Origin of the sequence: Methanobrevibacter sp., assembly GCF_045636185.1 — an archaeon.
In the GTDB taxonomy this organism is placed as follows: Archaea; Methanobacteriota; Methanobacteria; order Methanobacteriales; family Methanobacteriaceae; genus Methanocatella.
Genome location: NZ_JAZTXC010000070.1, coordinates 1 through 19250, shown reverse-complemented (window position 1 = coordinate 19250; position 19250 = coordinate 1). Strand labels below are relative to the sequence as shown.

Below are 19250 nucleotides of genomic sequence, written 5' to 3'. Positions count from 1 at the left end.
GGTTAAATTTTTTTATTTTGGTGAAATCAGGTATGGACTATAAATAATTATCAAAATTAAGGGCATTTTTCTATTTTTAAAATTGTATCAAATAGATTTTTTTTTTGAAATTTGATGTTTTTTTGGGAATAATCACTATATGTTTAAATAAGATGATGTAAAAAGTATTACTTGTTTATATTATATGTTTAGGTATTTTTGGGTAATAAAAATGAAAGTTAAATACGTATTATTTGCATTGATTGCTGTTTTTTTCATTTTTGCATTAACTAATGTTGTTAGTGCTAGTGATAATGATACTATTTTTGTAAATGATACTTCAGAGGACATTTCAACCCCGGATGTTGATATAAGTCAGTCTTATGAACCTTCAACAGTTTCAAAGGGTGACATGGTCAATGTTTATGTGGATGTCAAGAATAATGGTAATGAAGCCATACACAATTTAACAATTTTCTATAAAATACCAAAAGAATTCAATTTATTAATTTTTCCTGCTGAATATAATGATGGGAAGTTTATTATTGATAATATAGTTCCTGGTGAAATTTTAAGATATACTTTTATTTGTCAGGCATTAGTATCTAATGTTACTGCTATATTTGAGGCTAGTTTAGATGGATCCAGCTTTATCCCGTTAAATATTTATGTTCAACCGGAAAACGTTAATAATGAATCTAATCAAAGTGATATTAATGGTTCTACCAGCCAAATAGTTAATAATGCTCCTATTGGTTTAAATTCTGCAGGGAATCCATTTGCATTGTTAATATTAGGGTTATTATTAATCCCTTTATCCATTTATAAAAAACATTAATGTTTGGGGTAATAATGAAATATAAATATTTTATTATTTTTTTATTCTTATTTTTTTTAAGTTTTCAAGTTACATATGCAATAGATGATGCTAACCACAATGCTTCAGATATCATTTTTAATATATTTAAAGTAGATAAGGTCACTTTCAATTCTACGGATCTTATTAAAAATTATAATAATCAAAGCCAGTATCAGGTTCAAATTCTAAAGGATGGAAAATCTATTGAACCAAATCAAGAAGTACTGATGCGTGTGAATGGAGTTGACTATCATACTTTAACGGATTCTAATGGTGTTGCAACATTAAATATCAGATTAAATCCTGGTCACTATATCGTTTATAGCGAATTTGAAAATTATAGAAATTACAACAATATCCTAGTTTTTCCTTAGTAATTTCAGCTAATTATATTAATTATTAAAAATATAATTGATATTAAGGAGTTTTCATAAATGAAAAGTAGTGAAATTAATCCGATTAATTCTGATTCATTAGAAATTGATTGTCAAAAAATATATGATTCCATTATAGCTTGCCAAAGGGAATTTGATGGAAATTTGGTTTTTGAAAAAAATATTTTAGGTACATTAAATAAAATAGAAGAGTTATTATATCGTGTAAATGATATTGAAGTCTTTCGGGATGCAGTTAGTCTAATAATGGCATTCAGAATTAGGTTAAGACAATTAAATGACCAGATGAAATATATTGATGATGAAAGTATTAAAAATTCAGAAAACTTAAAATTCATTCAAAAAGAAATGGAAAAATTTAAAGAAATAATATAAATGTAATAAAAAAGATATTATATATTACTGGAGTTAAAAAAATGTTTGATAAAATATTATTGCCGACAGACGGGTCTGAAATTTCTAAAAATGAAGTTGAAAGAGCAATTAAAATACTTGATGATGGTGGAGAAATTATTATATTAGGTGTTGCAAGTAAAATAGAAGCTAATACACCATTTCATAATAAAAAAAATGTTAAAAATATGAATAAAGCATTTATAGAGGAAGCTAATGCCAATGTTGAAAGTATGGCTAGTCTTTTTGATGAAGAGGTAAACTTAAAAAAATTGGTCATTGCTGGAATTCCATCAGAAATAATTATTGATGTTGCTGAAGAGGAAGATGTTGATTTAATAATTATTGCAGCATCAGGAACATCATCTATGAAAAAATATTTCATTGGACGTGTAGCTGAAAGAGTATTGAAAGGTACTGAAAGAGATGTTTTATTGATTCATAAATAATGAATCATTTTTTTTTCATTTTAATTTAAACTATTGGCCATCCATAAACGACAATTCAAGGAAATGACAAAAAAAGAAATATACTACACTGATTTTGATGTAGATCAGGTAAGCTTAAAAATCAATAATCTGATGAGCAAATGGTCAGTTCATTCAATTCATATTGAGGGCCAGAACTGGAGGGTTTTCAATTATTCAAACGAACTGATATATGAATTTAATTTTTTGATTGATTTCAAAAGTTTGGAAGGTCGCATTAAGCTTGAAGACTTGAAACTGAATGTAATTCATCACATCGAATCCTTAAAGGACGATACTACATATATAGATAATCTGGTTTTGGAAGAATTATTATATTAAAGTTTCCAGTTTATTTCATCCAAAGCATTTTCTTTTAAGAATTCATTAGCTAATTTAAAATGATTTGAGTTAAAAAATCCTCTTCTTGCAGAAAAAGGACTTGGATGTGAAGTAACTAAAACCAAATGATTAGGATTATCTAAAAATTCTTTTTTCTTTTCAGCCTGTTTTCCCCATAATAAAAAAACTATAGGTTGTGGCTGCTGATTTAATGCTTTAATAACATTATCCGTAAATGTTTGCCAACCGCAGTCGCTATGTGAATTGGCTTCACCTTCACGCACGGTCAAGACAGTGTTTAATAAGAAAACCCCTTGGTATGCCCAGGATTCAAGGCAACCTGAATCGGGGATGGGGTAGGAGTATTCATTTTCTATTTCTTTAAAGATATTTTTAAGAGATCTTGGTATCGGCCGTCCTTCGGGAGTTGAAAAAGCAAGTCCATGTGCCTGACCTGCTTCATGATATGGGTCTTGACCTAAAATTACAACTTTTACATTGCTGAGAGGAGTAAACTTAAATGCATTAAAGACATCCTCTTTTGGTGGATAAATTGTTCTTGTCGCATATTCGTTATTTGTAAACTCTTCTATTTTTTTAAAATAATCACTTTCAAATTCTTTTTTTAAAACTAAATCCCAATCATTTCCAATCATATTATTTTCTTTGTAGAAGCTAATTTTAATATTTTTCTTTTTAATATTTTATTTAAAATTTTTATAAAATTGCCCCAAAAATCAATATATTTATATACTAGGGATTATATATTATTAAGTACTGTACTGAAGATAATCACACCATTTGAAAACTGACTATATACGAATTTATCATAACTTTAAAGGGAGTTGATAAATATGATAGCATTTGTAAAAGTCACTGGATATGCAGTGTTCTAATCTAATTATTTTTTCCTGCAATTGTAAACTGCTTTTGAATGTATTTTTTAAAAGGAGGTTATAACCATCCATATTTGACAATTTGTTTAACTTTAAGCATTTGTTGTTGAATTAGATTACCATTACCATAAAAGAGGAGAAATATGAAGATTAATGTGAGAAAAACTATTGAAAATACTGTAATTGTGCCTGACGAATTCCCATTCTATGTTGAAGAGCTCTCTGCAGGTGATGAAATGCCAACCCTCCTTGGGCTTGCAGATGAAAAATACACCTTTGATGAAATGGATGATGAATTTTTTGATTTCGTGTCAAGAAAAATCAATGAAAATGGAATCTATGTTAGATTGATTCATTTAGTTGAAACGAGCACTGAAAAGAATTTAATTACTGTAGAAATAGAAAGCGGGTCTACAAGGACCACTGTCAAAATACCTGAAACTGCATTGGATGAAGTCACCGATATTGGAATCAAGATCCATGGTGATGAAATTACCATAGGAAAAACCAGCTATATCAAAAAACCACACTTTGAAAAATTTAGTAAAAACGACATTTTAGCTCAGATAGCTAATGAAATGATTGATGATTTAATCTTTTATTATTAAATCTTTTTTAAAGGAGTGATTTGCCATTAAAAATATTTTAATAATGATTTGTTATTTGTTAAGCTGTATCTTATTTAAAAACAATATTTTGTTATAAACCGGGGAGGGATGTTAAATGGAAAATTGTCCAAATTGTAATAACCACGTTTGTGTAAATCCATCATTTACTCAAACTTTGAACTTTTTAGATTTAATAACTGAATCTAATGCATTTGAACTGGAAACAAACGAGGAATTCATGTTAATGGAATTCATTTTAAGTGAGGATTTCATTAACAAGAACAAGAAACCTAGGAGGATTCCGTCAAAAATTCCTCGAAGGCTTCCAAGGTCCATCTCAAACAACCTATTTGAGAAACTGACTGATGATAACTTCACAGAATACTGTGGAGTAATTTCAGTCACATGTAAAAATACGCCACTGGTATTTGAATATACCGAAGCCGGAGTTGATCTGGAGTATTTGGATAATTGATGGGGGCGTAATTATGATTGGAGTTGAAAAGATTCATTCTTCCCAGGTATACTGGAAGCTGAAGTCCTGGGCAAGAGAACTGCTGTGGGAGCATGAGGAATGTGTAATCTGTGGAGCTGATGAAAATCTGGAGCCGCATCACATCATCAAATGCGATTCCTCAAATCCCATATATTTCAGTCCGGATAATGGAGTTGTAATGTGTCACAAGTGCCACAATATGTATCACAGAAAATATAATGAGATTAACCCCCATACATTTGTTAAGTTTTCTCAGAAATATTCATTAATATTAAGAAAGAAAAACAACAAAGAGTGATTTCATGGAAGAGATTAAACAGGAATTAATTAAGTTTCAAAGTGACCGTGACTGGAAAAAGTTCCACACTCCAGAAAACCTTGCAAAATCAATATCAATAGAATCAGCAGAATTGTTAGAACACTTTCAATGGGGAAAAGACTACGATGTAGAAGAAGTTGCAGATGAACTTGCTGATGTATTGAATTATTGCTTTTTGATGGCCATTGAACTGGATTTGGATGTAAAAGAAATCATATTAAACAAGATGGAAAAAAATGCCATTAAGTATCCTCCAAAAGAGGATATTTTATAATTTTTTTCTAAATATTTATTTTTATTTATTAAATAATTATTTTAATAAAAACAATTATAATTATTAATTGGTGAATATAATGCAAAAAGTGATAAATGCTCATTGTCATATTTATCCTGAAAAAATTGCTTCAAAAGCTGTTGAAGGTATTAAGGATTTTTATGATTTAAAAATGTCTTTAAATGGTAAAACTGACGATTTAATAAAGGATGGTAATAAAGTGGGTGTTGTTCATTATTTAATTCATTCTGTTGCAACTTCTCCAAAACAGGTTAACTCAATAAATGAATTTATTAGTTATGAAGTAGACCAGCACCCTGATTTATTTACCGGTTTCGGAACTCTGCACCCTGACAGTGATGATATTCAGGGAGATTTCGATTATCTGATTGAACTTGGATTGAAAGGAGTCAAGCTTCACCCTGATTTTCAGCTTTTTGCATTAAATGAAAAAAGAGCATTTGATTTAGGTGAAGTTATTAATGCAGGTGAAGTTCCGCTTTTAATTCATTGCGGTGATTTCAGATACAATTATTCCAATCCTGAACAGCTGATTCCATTTTTGGATAAGTTTCCTGAAATGACTGTTATTGGCGCCCACTTTGCAGGCTGGAGTATGTGGGAGGAAGCTACCCGCCAATTGGCCGGAAGAGAAAACCTTTACGTTGATTTAAGTTCCAGCTTATATGCACTTTCACCGGAAACAGCAAAAGAGTTAATTCATGCATATGGTACAGATAAAGTATTGTGGGGAACAGATTATCCCATGTGGGATGCTGTAAGTGAAATGGAATACTTCAATAAAATTGATTTGACCGATGAGGAAAGATCAATGATTTTATATGAAAATTCCGCAAAACTTCTTAAGTTATGAGGGGAATATAATGTGTACTTCAAGTAATTATATAACAAAAAACCATTATTTTGGCCGTAACTTTGATTATGAAATATCTTATAATGAAAAAGTAACTATTACTCCTAGAAATTTTAAATTTGACTTTAAGCTAATCGATTCAATTGAATCACATCATGCAATAATTGGCGTTGCAGCAGGAATAGATGAATATCCCTTGTATTATGATGCATGTAATGAAAAGGGATTGTCAATAGCCGGTTTGAATTTTGCAGGCAATGCTCATTATCTTGATGAAAAGGAAGGAATGATTAATATCACTCCTTTTGAATTTATACCTTATTTGTTAAGCAATTTTTCCAATGTCAATGAGGTTAAAAAAGCCCTTGAAAATATAAATTTGGTTAACATTAACTTTTCTGAAGAGTTGCCGTTATCTCCTCTTCATTGGATGATATCCGATGACAGCGGAGCTATTGTTGTTGAACCTTTAAAAGATGGCTTAAAGGTATATGATAATCCTGTCGGGGTTTTGACAAATAATCCTCCTTTTGATAAGCAGTTGTCAGAATTAAATAAATATATGGGCCTGTCCAATAAAAATCCTAATAATTCATTTTCCAAATCTTTTGATTTGGATGAGTATTCAAGGGGAATGGGTGCTATTGGCCTTCCAGGAGATTTATCTTCTTCATCTAGATTTGCTAAAGTTGCTTTCACACGTGCAAATTCATTTTCTGGTGATGGCGAAGAGGAAAGTGTATCCCAATTTTTCCATATTCTGGCATCGGTGGAACAGCAAAACGGCTGTACATTCATAACGGACCCTGATTTATATGAATATACTATTTACACTTCCTGCTATAATACAAATGATGCTGTTTTATATTATAAAACATACAATAATAGCCAAATAACTGCAGTCAAATTAATGGAAGAAGACCTGGATTCAAATGTGTTGATTGATTATCCATTGATTAATGAAGAGCAAATTTCATATATCAATTAAAATATAGATTAATACTGGTGTTTGTAAAATGGGAATGTTTTCAAAAAGTCCTGCTGAGAGAAAATTAGAGGAATTGACCGGTGGCTTTAGCTTAAGTGAAGAATATAAGGCCCTTCTCAGAGCCAATGGTATTGATATTCACACAGGACAGCATATCAGAAATCAACTTAAAGAGGAAATTAGGCTAAATATCGTAAGTGAAGAGGGTTTGCAAACTAGACTCCGTTATTTGATTAATCAAAATGCGGATAAAAGTAAAGTTGCCCAAAGGACTGAAAAAAAGGACCCTGTAGAAGATACTCCTGTTATCAATTTAGATGCTCCCCTTAAAAGATATGAAGATCAGGTCAAATCTCTTAAAACAGAATATGATGCTAAAGAGAAAATCGTTATTAATCTTATTGAAAAATCTTTTGCTCCTCCTCAAATTACATATGATAAATTTATGGATGCTGTTAAAAATTGTACTAAGGTCTTTAACTATCAGGTTGACTCAGCATTAAATATTGTCCAGTTAGCTACCCGTGAAACACCAAGAATTGACACTGAACTTGAAAATAAGATTAGCAATATGAAAGCTATTATTTCTCAAATCGATGATTTGACAAATGAATTGATTATTAATTTAAGTTCAAATAAGGATAGCAATACTGATGTTGAGAATTTATTTGATGACATGAAAGATTTAATAGATTCCGTAAAGAAATATGATTAATAACAATTTTCATACATAACTTTAAAAATAACCACACCATATAATATACATATAGTATTTTAATGAGGTTATGGAAATGTCTGAATTTTCACTTAATATTGATGAGATACAAAATGAAGTAGACGATACAATCAAGGTAGAACAGGAAAAATTGGAAAATTCAAATCTTAAAACTCAGGCTCAAAATAATGCAGTAGCCATATTTGATGCTGATTTAAATAATCCTTCAGAAAGGGAAAGCATTTTAAAACCTTTGGATGAATTTGGTTTGAATGACATGACAAGATCATCACAAAAAAATCATCTATTAAGTACTCGTTTTGTTGATTTAAGTAAAGGTAGCTCTGAATCTGAAAATATCGGAGATAAATTGGCTGAATTGAATTATCAGATGAAAGATTTAGACCCAGGCAAAGTAGATTTCACAAAAAAAGGAGTTTTAGGAGATATTTTTAATCCTGTAAGAAAATACTTTACAAGATATCAGAAAGCTGAAGTTGCTATTGCACAGATTATAGAATCCCTAGACCACAGCAGTAAAATATTACAGAATGATAATACGACTCTCATTGCTGAAGAAAACAACTTGAGGGAAGTAACCAACAAGCTTTTGGCCGATATTAAACTTGGAAAGGAAATGGATGAGTCAATAGAAATGCAAATCCAGAAGGCTGAAATGGATGGCGTTGACCCTGAAAAGATTTCATTTGTTAAGGAAGAAATTCTATTCCCATTAAGGCAAAGAATCATGGATATGCAGCAGATGATTGTAATAAACCAGCAGGGAATTGTCTCATTAAATGTTATCAGAAGAAATAATAAGGAGCTAATCCGTGGTGTTAACCGTGCTAAGAATGTAACCGTAACCGCTTTAAGAACTGGTGTAATGGTTGCAAGTGCATTATACGACCAAAAAATAGTAATGGATAAGATCAATATCTTAAATGAAACTACAGGCAGCATTATTGAATCCACATCACATATGCTCCGTGACCAAGGTGCTGAAATTCAAAAATCTAGTGCAGAAGCTATGATTTCACCTGAAATTCTTCAAAATTCCTTTGCTGAAGCTATTGCAGCTATCCAAGAAGTGAGTGATTACAAAGAACAGGCACTTCCTAGAATGAAAGAAACAATTCAGATGTTCAGCGATATGGCTGACGAAGGACAAAAAGTTGTAAATAAAATTGAAACCGGAAACAAAGATTTGATTGAATAGCCATGAGATGTTATAACTGCGGATATGAAAACGAAGATGGCGTAAGCTTTTGTCATGAATGCGGCGTTAATTTAAAAACATTCGATGAGAATGTGGATGGTTTAAAAAAGGATTTCAAGGTTGTAAGAAAAGGACAATCTTACCCTGCACCTTCAGCAGATTCCATTAAAGCTAAATTAATGTATAAATATGACAAGCATAATGGCAGATTAAGACTTGCCAAGACTAAATGTGCTACATTAATTGTCTTTTGCGCATTTACTGGATTCGGATTAATTCTCACTTTGACTACCGGCGTAGGTGTCACAGGAATTTTTGTATCAATTTTGTTTGGATTAGTTTTTGCAGCTCCTGTCGCAATAATTGGCTTTATAATAGGCTACCTCCTTGAAAAAGTGTTTAATTAATTACTTTTCCACAGTAATTTTGCCGCTTATATGTTCTATGGTTAATTCGAATACTTCAGTTCTATCCAATAACCTTTTAATTTCTTTTTCTGTTTCTTCTGGTGTTGGGAAAAATTTGTTTCCCAAATGCCTTAATTTATCTATTTTTGCACTGTTTTCATCTATGGTTCTGATTTTTCCAAAAACAATCACGCTTTTGAATGTATACCACCATTCATCTTCATTTTTAATTCCTTCATCTACAATGCAGTAGGATGCTTTCGGATATTTTTTGACTGCATCGTTTTTGTGTCCTTCTTTTGCTCCGTGAAAATATATTTTTCCATCGGCATATACGTGGCTCATTGGAATGGCATAGGGATAGTCTTCGTCACCGAGAAGAGCTAATACTCCTCGAGGCTCGGTTGTTAATATGTCAATGCATTCTTCTTCTGTCAATTCCTGTTTGTATCTTCTCATTTTTCTGAACATGTTATCGAACTATTTTATATTTTATTTTTTTATTTTCCCTTTTTCTTGAATCCATATCCACTAAATCGTAGACTAATCTGTTTTGAAGCAATAATCTCCAAGTTTTATATGTTTCAATAATAAAATCTTCATTCAACTTGATATTGTCATTAATCAATGGGCATTTGTATGGATACTGGCTATCATCAAATATTAAATAGAAATGGTTATTTTTGTCAATATGGGGTATCAGTGGAAATGTTCTGCATTGGATTGGCCTTATTTCACGCTGGCATCTGGGAGGATTTAAACATTTTACTGTATAAACGCCATCTTTCCATGAATGAGGATACCTGATTTTTTCTATATCATAATGTATCAATTCAAAGGATTTTGATGAGTCATATAATAATTCCTCTCCGGGCAAAAGATAAATTATCAAATCATCGTTCGGATAATCCTCATCATCATAAACGCAGCATATTTCGCCGCAAAGCTTTCCGCAGTCATAATTCAGCGGTGAAACCTGATTTAGTTTTTCATGTATTTGTTCAATGATTTCTTTTGTTATTTCCATGATGGTTATTCATTTATATCTCATAGATTAAAAGACTTTTTCAATTAATTTAAATGCAATATTGGTTAATTATTTTGTATGTTGATAGTGAAGTAACTGGGATAACTTAAGGTTATTTAAAAATAATTGATGCTATAGTTAACATTTTCATTTTTGCTTTCATCAATACACATATCTTTTAATAATTTGTTCAATAAAATATTAATTGGGGTATTAAAATGGAATGTTACATTTCTGATGAATTGCAATTGAGGTTCCCGCCTGTCGTTCTTTTAAAATCTGATGAAAAACCGGAGGATGCAAAAGGACCAAAACCTGGAAAAGGCGGGTGTGTAATGAGTTTTGTAGCTCAGACTATAGCTAAAAGAACAACAACCTATTTTGGCCGCGAAAATATTAGCTGTGGTGGAATATCTGCAGGTTTTGGTTGGGGATCTGGTCTTCCAAACGAGGATGCGATAGATTTTCAGGCCAGTTTCCTTTCATGTGGAATTGAAAGTGCTCCGGATAAGGAATCATATCAGCAAAAACTTGATAATATGCCTCGTGTTAGCGAGATGTTTCGTGAAGGTGAAAGGATTTTCACTGATTTTGAAACCGCAAAGGAAAACATTAAGAATAGGCCAATATATGATGAAGGAGAATATGTAATTTTTAAAGGAATAGAAAACTTAAATGAGGGAGAAATTCCAAAGTCCGTCATATTTACTTTAAATCCATTGGAACTAACTATTTTAATACAGTTAAACACATCATTCAGAACTAAGAATGCATGTCTATTGACGCCTCAGGCATCTTCATGCCAGTCAATAGGAAACTATGTATTTAAGCAAGATGAAAGCGATGATCCTATTCCTGTTTTAGGACCTATTGATTTGGCCGGCAGGTCAAAAACCAAACATTTCATACCTAATGAATATTTGACATTGGCCATGCCTTGGAAATTATTCTTGAAATTGGAGGAAATTAGTAAAAAAAGCGTTCTTCAAACAGAATTATGGAAAAATTACAGGAAATAAATTTCATGATAATATGAACAAGTCATCTCAGTGGAATTCAGTTGTAACATTTGTTGTTGCAATGGTTGGTCTGACAATTGGAATTGGAAATATATGGCGTTTTAGCTATGTATTGTACAATAATGGTGGAGGATCATTTTTCATTCCATATTTTATGGCTATTGCCGTAATGGGTGTTCCTTTTTTAATTTTGGAATATGGTTTGGGTTTTAGTCTAAAGAAGAGTTTTTCGAAATTGATGCATGATATTAGGCCCGAATTTGAAATATTTGCTTGGATGATTGTTTTATTGGTTTTTATTGTTGTTATTTATTATATGGTAATTTTAAGCTGGGATTTGGTATATCTGTTTAATAGTTTTAATTTTGGATGGGGAGCAGACACAGCTTCATTTTTTACAAATAATGTTGGCGGCAATTCGGATTTGTCATCTCCTATAGGAATTGTAGTTCCTACTTTCATTGGCATTATTGTTCTGTGGGTAATTTTTTGGTTTATATCAAACCATGATGTAAATGATGGAATAGGCATGGTTTCAAGAGTTTTAATGCCAATGCTATTCATTATAATGCTATTTATTTTTCTCTATTCATTCACTCTGCCGGGTTCTAAGGTAGGATTATATGCACTTTTAAACCCTAATTGGAATGCACTTTTGGATATTAGAGTATGGCTTGCTGCATTTGCACAAATCATTTTCACGTTAAGCATAGGTCAGGCAATGGTGTATACTTATGCCACCTATTTAAATGAAGATGCAAGATTGATAGATGATGTAGTGATGGTAGTTACTGCAAATTCATTATATGAAATATTCATAGCAGTAGGTGTCTTTTCTATTCTGGGATACATGTCTGTAAGTTCATCTATTCCTATTGATCTTTTGGTAACTGATGGGTCAGGTTTGATATTTGTTGTATTTCCACAAATTTTTAATTCAATGGGTTTTATTGGGCATATTTTAGGTCCGTTATTATTCCTGTCAATATTATTTGCAGGGATTACATCCTCATTTGCATTATTTGAACCATTATTGTCCTCAATTTTGGATAAATTTGGGTGGTCCCGTAAAAAAGGAGTAACGATATTATCAATTATTGCATGCATTTGTTCATTGATTTTTGCAACAAGCATAGGAAGTCATTTGCTTGAACTTGTCGACAGCTTTGTGAATGAATTTGCTATTTTAATATTGATTGCTATTCAGTCAGTAATATTTTCCTGGTATTATGGAGTGGAAAAGGTAATGCCTGCATTAAACAAATTATCTAAATTTAAAGTTGGAAAAAAATGGAAATTCACTCTTAAATATATACTTCCAATAATTATAATCGTTATTTGGGTCTATGGTGTTGTTGGCTTATTCTCTGAAGCGGATTTATTGGAAATAATTGTTGATTTGGTTATCACATTTGGTGTTTTGGGACTTTCAATATTTTTCACAAAATTCAATTCAACTAATAGCTAATATTTTTTTCAATAATAATAAATATATAAAATGATAAATTTTTAAATTGGAGATATAAAATGGATGTTGTGAATAATTTTGATTTTAATGCTACATTTAATGCATATAAGGATATGCTTTTCAAATCAAAAAAATACTGGTTAATTTATTTGGCTTTGATAGTAATCTTTGGATTGACAACCACCAGTAAAAAAAACACAATACATCCGGAATTTGCAATTTTAACCTTTGTAATTGTTGCTATTTTAGGCATCTTTTGCATTCTTTTTTATTTTCTTCATGATAGTGATGAGGAGCTTTATAAAGTTGCTTTTGTAATAATTTTATGTTTTAGTATCGTTTGTGCTTTGATTGTTCCTATCTGTGATGTCAGTGACGAATCCGAACATATAACTAGAGCTGAAATAACATCCCGAGGTATTTTATTCCCTCACTGGACTGGTGAGGAACTGGGTGTTGACGGCTTGTTTAATTATACTCCTGGGCAGGTTTACAGTACCCAACGTAATGACGGTGCAGGATTTTACACGATTGAATCCCTGAAGTTTTTTACAAACTATCTGGGAGATACAGTTTTTGAAACGAGACATGATACCGATAAAATAAATCATACTCCATATCTTATTGAATCAACATTTGAACAAAATCCGTTTTTTGGTTATTTGCCTCAGGCTGCAGGTATTTTTGTGGCTAAACTTCTGGATTTGAATGTAATGTGGATGCTGTGGCTTGCAAGAATTTGCAATCTTATATTTTATGCATGTGTTGTTTCGTTAGCTATCAGAAAGACGCCTGTTTTAAAACTTCCGTTAATTCTTGTATCATGTATTCCAATCAGTATTTATCAGGCTTCTTCGGTCAGTATAGATTGTATGATAATTTCTCTGGCTATTCTCGCGGTTTCTTACTTTATTTATATGTGTCACAGTGAGGAAAAATCGATTACGCGAAAGGAAATACTTATATTTAGTGTTATCTGTATACTTCTTGGGCTTTGTAAGTTAACTTATTTGGCATTTATTTTTCTGCTATTGCTGGTTCCATTTAGGAATTATCAGGATGAAATTAAAAGGGTTCTGCCAATTATACTTATTTTAATTGCTGTAGCTGGAATCATTGGTCTGTTGTGGAGTAGATATTCAACTCCTACATTATTGCATTCATGGAGAGCTTCCCGTAATCTGGTTAATTCCACAGCACAAATTCAATATATGATTAATAATCCTGATTATGTAAAAGAGTTCCTGAAAATAATATTCACCCGTGATTTAAGACATTTGGCTAACGGTGTGTTCAGTTTCTTTGGAGCTCGCCAGATAGTTGATCACTATATTGATAAATATCTTGTAGTAACTCTCTCTTTACTTTCATTTTTAGCTGTAACTTTGATTGCTTATCCTCAAAAAGTTAAATTTGAGTTAAAAACAAGATTGGGTGTAATATTATTAATATTAGTTATTTATATTGCTACATGTTTCATTCAATTGTTAACATGGGCATTTGTGGGTAAATTTAATCTGGGTTTAAGTTTAAGATACTTTATTCCATTATTGGCTTTAATTCCGATTGCCCTGCATGTTGATTATAATCCTATTAAAAGGGTTGTGTTCGATAAATATGCAATAGTTTTGATTGTTGCATTTTTAGCTACAATGATTATTTCCTTTGCAACAAAATATTATTGGATAATTTAACAAATTTTAAATAAGTTAAAAGTAATACTATTATTAATAAAAAAATTTTTAGTGTAATCATGAAAACTGCAATATTAATTCCTTGTTATAATGAGTCTGCAACTATTAAAAAAGTTGTTTGTGATTTTAAGAAAGTAATGCCTCATGCTGATATATATGTTTATGATAATAATTCAACTGATGGCACGGATAAAATAGCTCGTGAAAATGGAGCTATTGTCAGATATGAATATAAACAGGGAAAAGGAAATGTTGTAAGGTCAATGTTTAGAGATATAGATGCTGATTGCTATATCATGGTTGATGGGGATGACACATACCCTGCAGACTCTGCATTGGAATTTGAAAAGCTTGTTTTGGAAAAGAATGTGGATATGGTTATTGGAGATAGATTATCCTCTACATATTTTGAAGAGAATGATCGTCCATTCCATAATGTCGGAAATAAAATGGTTAGATGGTTAATCAACTTATTCTTTAAAAGTGATTTAAAAGATATCATGACAGGAATGCGTGCATTCAGTTTTGACTTTGTAAAGTCATTTCCAATAGTTTCCAAAGAATTCGAAATAGAAACTGAAATGAGTGTTTTCGCATTAATGAACAATTTTTCCATTGAAGAGATTCCAATTGATTATCGTGACCGTGTTGAAGGAAGTGAATCAAAACTCAACACATATAAGGACGGATATAAAGTATTAAGAATGATTTATACTTTGGTTCGTGATCAAAGACCTTTATTCTTTTTCACTATAGCCTCATTGGTTCTTTTAATTATTGCTGCAATCTATTTCTTCCCAATTTTAAATAAATATTTAATTCACGGTTATGTTTTGAAAATACCGACATTAATTGTTATTTCAACAGTAGTAATTATTGCTGCTTTAACATTTTTCACAGGAGTTATTTTGCATGTTCTTAAAAAGCATCACACTGCTAATCTTGAACATCACTTAACATTAATTAGGTTTAATAAAAAGGATAAATAATATTTATCTGGTAATTTGGTATTTAAAATGTATAAGGAAAAGCTTCGGGATTATACAGATATTTTTTTAAATAACAAAAAATATTGGTTAATTTATCTGCTGTTAATTGCCGTAATGGGTGCATCTACTCTTTTTAATAGAAAATTACAGAATCCAACATTTGAAATAGCAGTTTTCATTATTGTAGCTATTTTAGGCATTCTTTGTATTCTATTTTATTTTTCCCATAATGATGAGGAGGAATTATACAAGGTAGCATTTGTTGTAATTCTGTGTTTTGGTATAATATGTGCTTTAATCGTTCCGATTTGTGATGTCAGCGATGAGGTAGAGCATTTTACGCGCTCGGAAATTACATCTCAGGGTGTATTGGTTCCCCATTGGACTGGAGATGATGTTGGGGTAGATAGATTATATAATCATAGTGATGAAGGCAAGTACAGTACTGTTCTGAATGGGGATGTAGGTTTCGAAACGATTCACAGCATCAAATTTTTCAGCATTGACCGTGAAAAAACGGTTTTTGACGTTAAATGGGATACCAATAAAATTGATTATGAAAAGATGATTGACGGATCTGCTTTTGAGCAGAATCCATTTTTTGGTTATCTTCCTCAGGCAATAGGTATTTTCTTTGCTAAATTGCTGGATTTAAATATTATCTGGATGATGTGGCTTGGAAGAATCTGTAATTTAATTTGTTTTGCGGGTTTGGTTTCACTGGCAATTAGAAAAACTCCCGTTTTAAAGATGCCTCTGCTTGCCGTTTCATGCATTCCTATTACGATTTATCAGTCTGCTTCTGTGAGTATTGATTCGATGATATGTGGATTGGGCATACTTGCAATAGCCTATTTTATTTATTTATGTAAAAGCGGTGAAAAATCAATAGAATTAAAGGATGTAGCTATTTTTACATTTATCTGCTTATTGTTAGGTCTTTGTAAGATTACTTATTTGGCTTTCATATTCCTGCTGTTATTTGTACCTAAAGAGAATTTTAATTTTTCAAAAATATTGCCAATTTCTCTGGCGTCTATTTCAATAGTCTCCATAATTGGATTATTGTGGAGTAGATATGCAACTCCAGCATTAATGCATTCCTGGAGATCCAAGCTCAATTATGTAGATTCAGGAGCCCAAATCACTTATCTGATTAAGCATCCTTGGTTTGCATACAAGTTCATAACACAGATATTCACTGTGGATTTAGGGTGGATGCTGTATGGTGTTTTCAATTTTTTCAGTTCAGGAAGCAAAAATCATTATGCAGATACCTATTATCTGATTGTAGCAATGATTTTGCTGTTTCTGATATGGATATTATTTTTCTACCCTGAAAGAAATAATTTCAGCCGTAAAACTAGAATAGGTTCATTATTGGTATTATTGATTGTTTATGTTGGAACCTGCTTTGTCCAGTTATTGACCTGGGCCAGTGTTGGAGTTACCAATTTAGGTATTAATACACGTTATTTCATTCCATTGTTTGCATTGTTTCCGATAATAGTCAATTTTAAGCGTTTTAATTTAGATAAATCAAAATTTGATAATTATTCAATTGTTTTTATCATTGCATTTATGGCAACACTGATATTGGCATTCACAACTAAATATTATTAAGTTTTTAATTGGAATACAAATTATTATCACATTTAAATATTTTAAAAAATAAAGTAATAATGAAAGGGGAATTTATTTCAAAGAGGAAAAAATATGGGTGTTTCTACTGGTTTTGATGTAAAATCTACATTTGTAGATTATAAAGATATGTTTTTTAAATCGAAGAAATATTGGTTTATATTTCTTATTTTGACTTTATTGTTGGGAATATCCACTGCCAGTCAAAGAAACTTGGCCAGTCCTCAATTTGTCATATTGACATTTATCGTAGTGGCAATATTGGGTATTTTTTCTATTGTTTTCTATTTTTTGCATTCTAGTGATGATGAACTTTATAAGGTAGCATTTGTTATAATTTTATGTTTTGGTATTGTCTGTGCTTTGATTGTTCCTATTTGTGATGTCAGTGATGAAATAGAACATCTCACAAGAGCGGAAATTACATCCAGGGGTGTAATCATTCCTCATTGGACTGGGGATGATATGGGTGTTGAAAGTTTATACAATTATACTGATGGAGAAAGAATAAGCAGTGAAAGAAATACTGGCGCAGGTTATTCTTCGATTTCGGCAATTAGTTTTTTCTATAAGAGTCTGGGGCATACGGTTTTTGAAACGGGACACGACACAGATAAAATAAATCATGATCCTTTGATTATCGATTCAGCCTTTGAACAAAACCCATTTTTTGGTTATCTTCCTCAGGCTTTAGGTATTTTTATTGCTAAAATGTTAGATTTAAATGTTATATGGATGCTATGGCTTGGAAGAATATGTAATCTTATATTTTATGCAGGGGTTATTTCTTTAGCTATTAAGAAAACGCCGGTTTTGAAGATTCCTTTGCTTGCAGTTGCATGTATTCCAATAGCATTATATCAGGCTTCTTCTGTTAGTATAGATTGTATGATAATTTCTTTATGTATTCTTGTTATTTCTTACTTTATTTATATGTGTAGGGCTCCTGATGGTTCGTTAACAGATAAGGATATTGCTATTTTCAGTGTTATATGTATATTTGTAGGTCTTTGTAAGTTACCTTATTTATCATTAATTTTCTTATTATTGTTTATTCCTTCTAAAAAATTCAAAAGGGATAGAAAAACTAATTATTTAATCATATTGGTTAGCATTGTTATAGTTTCAGCCATAGGTTTATTGTGGAGTAGATATTCTGCCCCAACTTTATTGCATTCATGGAGATCATCTCATAATCTGATTAATTCCACAGCACAATTAAATCATTTAATAAGTCATCCTTATCGTTTTCAAAAATTCTTCTATAATATTTTCTTTATAGATTTGCCGAATATACTAACTGGTGTCTTTAGTTTCTTTGGTGCTCGCCAGTTTCATCATTATAATGATAAATACAATTTAGTGACTGCTTTGCTTCTAATTTATTTGGCTGTCACCTTGTTTGCTTATCCTAAAAATGTTAAGTTTGAGTTAAAAACAAAAATAGGTTCAGCATTAATGATATTGGTTATTTATATTGGTACCTGCTTTATTCAGCTATTGACTTGGGCTAGTGTAGGCTTTTATAATTTGGGTATTAGTACAAGATATTTCGTTCCTTTATTGGCATTGCTTCCAGTGGCGTTCTGGTTTAAGAAAAATCCTATAGATAAAGATGAATTTGATAAATATGCAATTATATTTATGATTTCTTTCATGGCCACATTAATTATAGCATTTGCAAATAAATATTATTGGTTGAATTAGGATATGATTAAGTATTTAAAGCATTAATGATTAAATTATATATAACATTTATGAATTTCAAGTTTTTGTAATTCTAATAGTTAATAAATAAAAATGAGGACTAAAAATGCGAATAAAACAGAATAACAGCCTTAAATATCCTAGTATGATACAAGATTTCTTGGACGAATTATCAAAAAATGATTTTACATATTTCCAGTTGTCATGTGAAAATGAAATTCATAGTTTTTATAGTGAAACTGACAGTACTCTTGAATTCAAACAAGGATTTTTAAAAGAAACCGATGTTGAAGGAGAGATTTTTTATTTAGATTATTCAAGTATTGAGTCTATTGTATTATCTAAAACTGAAATAAAAGATGAAAAGGATGAATTTGCATCATTAACTGATGATGATTGGACAGGTAACAGAATACAATTTTAAGAGAGAAACAACATTTTTCTTTCACTTTTTTTATTATATTTTTATTTTTT

At 31.0% G+C, this 19250-nt stretch carries 24 protein-coding genes; 21 read left to right on the top strand and 3 right to left on the bottom strand.

Annotated features, from left to right (window positions below):
- The first annotated feature begins 211 nt into the window (after positions 1 to 211).
- The 5 genes from ACKI3Q_RS04355 to ACKI3Q_RS04335 all read left to right on the top strand — a co-directional run bounded on the left by ACKI3Q_RS04355 (position 212) and on the right by ACKI3Q_RS04335 (position 2435).
- Positions 212 to 817, top strand: coding sequence for a hypothetical protein (locus ACKI3Q_RS04355; protein WP_407414632.1), 606 nt, complete (start codon positions 212 to 214; stop codon positions 815 to 817).
- Between the two features lie 14 nt (positions 818 to 831).
- Positions 832 to 1212 carry a hypothetical protein gene (locus ACKI3Q_RS04350; protein WP_407414630.1) on the top strand — a complete coding sequence of 127 codons (381 nt, stop codon included), beginning with the start codon at positions 832 to 834 and terminating at the stop codon, positions 1210 to 1212.
- Positions 1213 to 1272: 60 nt separating this feature from the next.
- The gene (locus ACKI3Q_RS04345) at positions 1273 to 1608 is read left to right on the top strand and encodes a hypothetical protein (RefSeq protein WP_407414628.1); all 336 of its coding nucleotides are present in this window, start codon (positions 1273 to 1275) and stop codon (positions 1606 to 1608) included.
- A 41-nt stretch (positions 1609 to 1649) separates the two neighbouring features.
- On the top strand, positions 1650 to 2075 hold the full coding sequence (locus tag ACKI3Q_RS04340; RefSeq protein ID WP_407414626.1) for a universal stress protein: 426 nt from the start codon (positions 1650 to 1652) through the stop codon (positions 2073 to 2075).
- 63 nt (positions 2076 to 2138) lie between these two features.
- A complete protein-coding gene (locus ACKI3Q_RS04335; RefSeq protein ID WP_407414624.1) occupies positions 2139 to 2435 on the top strand; it encodes a hypothetical protein in 297 nt (98 codons plus the stop codon).
- Here ACKI3Q_RS04335 and ACKI3Q_RS04330 read toward each other — a convergent pair.
- The gene (locus ACKI3Q_RS04330; RefSeq protein ID WP_407414622.1) at positions 2432 to 3091 is read right to left on the bottom strand and encodes a uracil-DNA glycosylase; all 660 of its coding nucleotides are present in this window, start codon (positions 3089 to 3091) and stop codon (positions 2432 to 2434) included. The two genes, ACKI3Q_RS04335 and ACKI3Q_RS04330, sit on opposite strands and share 4 nt — an antisense overlap.
- Before the next feature lie 383 nt (positions 3092 to 3474).
- Between ACKI3Q_RS04330 and ACKI3Q_RS04325 the strand changes: the two genes are divergently transcribed.
- From ACKI3Q_RS04325 to ACKI3Q_RS04285, 9 genes are all read left to right on the top strand, one after another.
- Positions 3475 to 3939, top strand: a complete 465-nt coding sequence (locus ACKI3Q_RS04325; protein WP_407414620.1) for a hypothetical protein — start codon at positions 3475 to 3477, stop codon at positions 3937 to 3939.
- Between the two features lie 115 nt (positions 3940 to 4054).
- Positions 4055 to 4414, top strand: coding sequence for a hypothetical protein (locus tag ACKI3Q_RS04320; protein WP_407414618.1), 360 nt, complete (start codon positions 4055 to 4057; stop codon positions 4412 to 4414).
- 13 nt (positions 4415 to 4427) lie between these two features.
- Entirely contained in the window at positions 4428 to 4733 is a 306-nt protein-coding gene (locus tag ACKI3Q_RS04315) for an HNH endonuclease (protein WP_407414616.1), read from the top strand.
- Positions 4734 to 4737: 4 nt separating this feature from the next.
- Positions 4738 to 5028 (top strand): nucleotide pyrophosphohydrolase, encoded by a 291-nt coding sequence (locus ACKI3Q_RS04310; protein ID WP_407414614.1) that lies wholly within the window; start codon positions 4738 to 4740, stop codon positions 5026 to 5028.
- Between the two features lie 79 nt (positions 5029 to 5107).
- Positions 5108 to 5902: an amidohydrolase family protein gene (locus ACKI3Q_RS04305; protein ID WP_407414612.1), complete on the top strand. Its 795-nt coding sequence runs from the start codon at positions 5108 to 5110 to the stop codon at positions 5900 to 5902.
- Between the two features lie 10 nt (positions 5903 to 5912).
- Positions 5913 to 6890 (top strand): choloylglycine hydrolase, encoded by a 978-nt coding sequence (gene bsh, locus ACKI3Q_RS04300; protein ID WP_407414610.1) that lies wholly within the window; start codon positions 5913 to 5915, stop codon positions 6888 to 6890.
- Between the two features lie 28 nt (positions 6891 to 6918).
- Complete coding sequence (locus ACKI3Q_RS04295) at positions 6919 to 7605, top strand: hypothetical protein (RefSeq protein ID WP_407414608.1); 687 nt, start codon at positions 6919 to 6921, stop codon at positions 7603 to 7605.
- A 76-nt stretch (positions 7606 to 7681) separates the two neighbouring features.
- Positions 7682 to 8824, top strand: coding sequence for a toxic anion resistance protein (locus tag ACKI3Q_RS04290; protein ID WP_407414606.1), 1143 nt, complete (start codon positions 7682 to 7684; stop codon positions 8822 to 8824).
- Between the two features lie 2 nt (positions 8825 to 8826).
- A complete protein-coding gene (locus ACKI3Q_RS04285) occupies positions 8827 to 9231 on the top strand; it encodes a hypothetical protein (protein WP_407414604.1) in 405 nt (134 codons plus the stop codon).
- Here ACKI3Q_RS04285 and ACKI3Q_RS04280 read toward each other — a convergent pair whose 3' ends face one another.
- Positions 9232 to 9702, bottom strand: a complete 471-nt coding sequence (locus ACKI3Q_RS04280; RefSeq protein ID WP_407414602.1) for a pyridoxamine 5'-phosphate oxidase family protein — start codon at positions 9700 to 9702, stop codon at positions 9232 to 9234.
- A 1-nt stretch (position 9703) separates the two neighbouring features.
- Positions 9704 to 10258 (bottom strand): hypothetical protein, encoded by a 555-nt coding sequence (locus ACKI3Q_RS04275; RefSeq protein ID WP_407414600.1) that lies wholly within the window; start codon positions 10256 to 10258, stop codon positions 9704 to 9706.
- A 218-nt stretch (positions 10259 to 10476) separates the two neighbouring features.
- On the opposite strand from ACKI3Q_RS04275, the gene ACKI3Q_RS04270 reads away from it, so the two are divergent.
- The 7 genes from ACKI3Q_RS04270 (at position 10477) to ACKI3Q_RS04240 (ending at position 19200) form a co-directional block, all read left to right on the top strand.
- Positions 10477 to 11277 (top strand): DUF169 domain-containing protein, encoded by an 801-nt coding sequence (locus ACKI3Q_RS04270; RefSeq protein WP_407414598.1) that lies wholly within the window; start codon positions 10477 to 10479, stop codon positions 11275 to 11277.
- 13 nt (positions 11278 to 11290) lie between these two features.
- On the top strand, positions 11291 to 12745 hold the full coding sequence (locus tag ACKI3Q_RS04265; protein WP_407414596.1) for a sodium-dependent transporter: 1455 nt from the start codon (positions 11291 to 11293) through the stop codon (positions 12743 to 12745).
- A 59-nt stretch (positions 12746 to 12804) separates the two neighbouring features.
- Positions 12805 to 14439, top strand: coding sequence for a DUF2142 domain-containing protein (locus ACKI3Q_RS04260; protein WP_407414594.1), 1635 nt, complete (start codon positions 12805 to 12807; stop codon positions 14437 to 14439).
- Between the two features lie 59 nt (positions 14440 to 14498).
- The gene (locus ACKI3Q_RS04255; protein WP_407414592.1) at positions 14499 to 15428 is read left to right on the top strand and encodes a glycosyltransferase family 2 protein; all 930 of its coding nucleotides are present in this window, start codon (positions 14499 to 14501) and stop codon (positions 15426 to 15428) included.
- Positions 15429 to 15455: 27 nt separating this feature from the next.
- Positions 15456 to 17051, top strand: a complete 1596-nt coding sequence (locus tag ACKI3Q_RS04250; RefSeq protein WP_407414590.1) for a DUF2142 domain-containing protein — start codon at positions 15456 to 15458, stop codon at positions 17049 to 17051.
- Positions 17052 to 17144: 93 nt separating this feature from the next.
- A complete protein-coding gene (locus tag ACKI3Q_RS04245; protein WP_407414588.1) occupies positions 17145 to 18776 on the top strand; it encodes a DUF2142 domain-containing protein in 1632 nt (543 codons plus the stop codon).
- Positions 18777 to 18882: 106 nt separating this feature from the next.
- Positions 18883 to 19200 carry a hypothetical protein gene (locus tag ACKI3Q_RS04240; protein WP_407414586.1) on the top strand — a complete coding sequence of 106 codons (318 nt, stop codon included), beginning with the start codon at positions 18883 to 18885 and terminating at the stop codon, positions 19198 to 19200.
- Positions 19201 to 19250 lie beyond the last annotated feature (50 nt).

Coding starts and splice junctions, on each gene's coding strand:
- ACKI3Q_RS04355 (WP_407414632.1), top strand. CDS start 212: ATGAAAGTTAAATACGTATTATTTGCATTGATTGCTGTTTTTTTCATT.
- ACKI3Q_RS04350 (WP_407414630.1), top strand. CDS start 832: ATGAAATATAAATATTTTATTATTTTTTTATTCTTATTTTTTTTAAGT.
- ACKI3Q_RS04245 (WP_407414588.1), top strand. CDS start 17,145: ATGGGTGTTTCTACTGGTTTTGATGTAAAATCTACATTTGTAGATTAT.
- ACKI3Q_RS04255 (WP_407414592.1), top strand. CDS start 14,499: ATGAAAACTGCAATATTAATTCCTTGTTATAATGAGTCTGCAACTATT.
- ACKI3Q_RS04335 (WP_407414624.1), top strand. CDS start 2,139: ATGACAAAAAAAGAAATATACTACACTGATTTTGATGTAGATCAGGTA.
- ACKI3Q_RS04305 (WP_407414612.1), top strand. CDS start 5,108: ATGCAAAAAGTGATAAATGCTCATTGTCATATTTATCCTGAAAAAATT.
- ACKI3Q_RS04345 (WP_407414628.1), top strand. CDS start 1,273: ATGAAAAGTAGTGAAATTAATCCGATTAATTCTGATTCATTAGAAATT.
- ACKI3Q_RS04315 (WP_407414616.1), top strand. CDS start 4,428: ATGATTGGAGTTGAAAAGATTCATTCTTCCCAGGTATACTGGAAGCTG.
- ACKI3Q_RS04270 (WP_407414598.1), top strand. CDS start 10,477: ATGGAATGTTACATTTCTGATGAATTGCAATTGAGGTTCCCGCCTGTC.
- ACKI3Q_RS04320 (WP_407414618.1), top strand. CDS start 4,055: ATGGAAAATTGTCCAAATTGTAATAACCACGTTTGTGTAAATCCATCA.
- ACKI3Q_RS04330 (WP_407414622.1), bottom strand. CDS start 3,091: ATGATTGGAAATGATTGGGATTTAGTTTTAAAAAAAGAATTTGAAAGT.
- ACKI3Q_RS04260 (WP_407414594.1), top strand. CDS start 12,805: ATGGATGTTGTGAATAATTTTGATTTTAATGCTACATTTAATGCATAT.
- ACKI3Q_RS04340 (WP_407414626.1), top strand. CDS start 1,650: ATGTTTGATAAAATATTATTGCCGACAGACGGGTCTGAAATTTCTAAA.
- ACKI3Q_RS04240 (WP_407414586.1), top strand. CDS start 18,883: ATGCGAATAAAACAGAATAACAGCCTTAAATATCCTAGTATGATACAA.
- bsh (WP_407414610.1), top strand. CDS start 5,913: ATGTGTACTTCAAGTAATTATATAACAAAAAACCATTATTTTGGCCGT.
- ACKI3Q_RS04295 (WP_407414608.1), top strand. CDS start 6,919: ATGGGAATGTTTTCAAAAAGTCCTGCTGAGAGAAAATTAGAGGAATTG.
- ACKI3Q_RS04290 (WP_407414606.1), top strand. CDS start 7,682: ATGTCTGAATTTTCACTTAATATTGATGAGATACAAAATGAAGTAGAC.
- ACKI3Q_RS04325 (WP_407414620.1), top strand. CDS start 3,475: ATGAAGATTAATGTGAGAAAAACTATTGAAAATACTGTAATTGTGCCT.
- ACKI3Q_RS04310 (WP_407414614.1), top strand. CDS start 4,738: ATGGAAGAGATTAAACAGGAATTAATTAAGTTTCAAAGTGACCGTGAC.
- ACKI3Q_RS04280 (WP_407414602.1), bottom strand. CDS start 9,702: ATGTTCAGAAAAATGAGAAGATACAAACAGGAATTGACAGAAGAAGAA.
- ACKI3Q_RS04275 (WP_407414600.1), bottom strand. CDS start 10,258: ATGGAAATAACAAAAGAAATCATTGAACAAATACATGAAAAACTAAAT.
- ACKI3Q_RS04285 (WP_407414604.1), top strand. CDS start 8,827: ATGAGATGTTATAACTGCGGATATGAAAACGAAGATGGCGTAAGCTTT.
- ACKI3Q_RS04250 (WP_407414590.1), top strand. CDS start 15,456: ATGTATAAGGAAAAGCTTCGGGATTATACAGATATTTTTTTAAATAAC.
- ACKI3Q_RS04265 (WP_407414596.1), top strand. CDS start 11,291: ATGAACAAGTCATCTCAGTGGAATTCAGTTGTAACATTTGTTGTTGCA.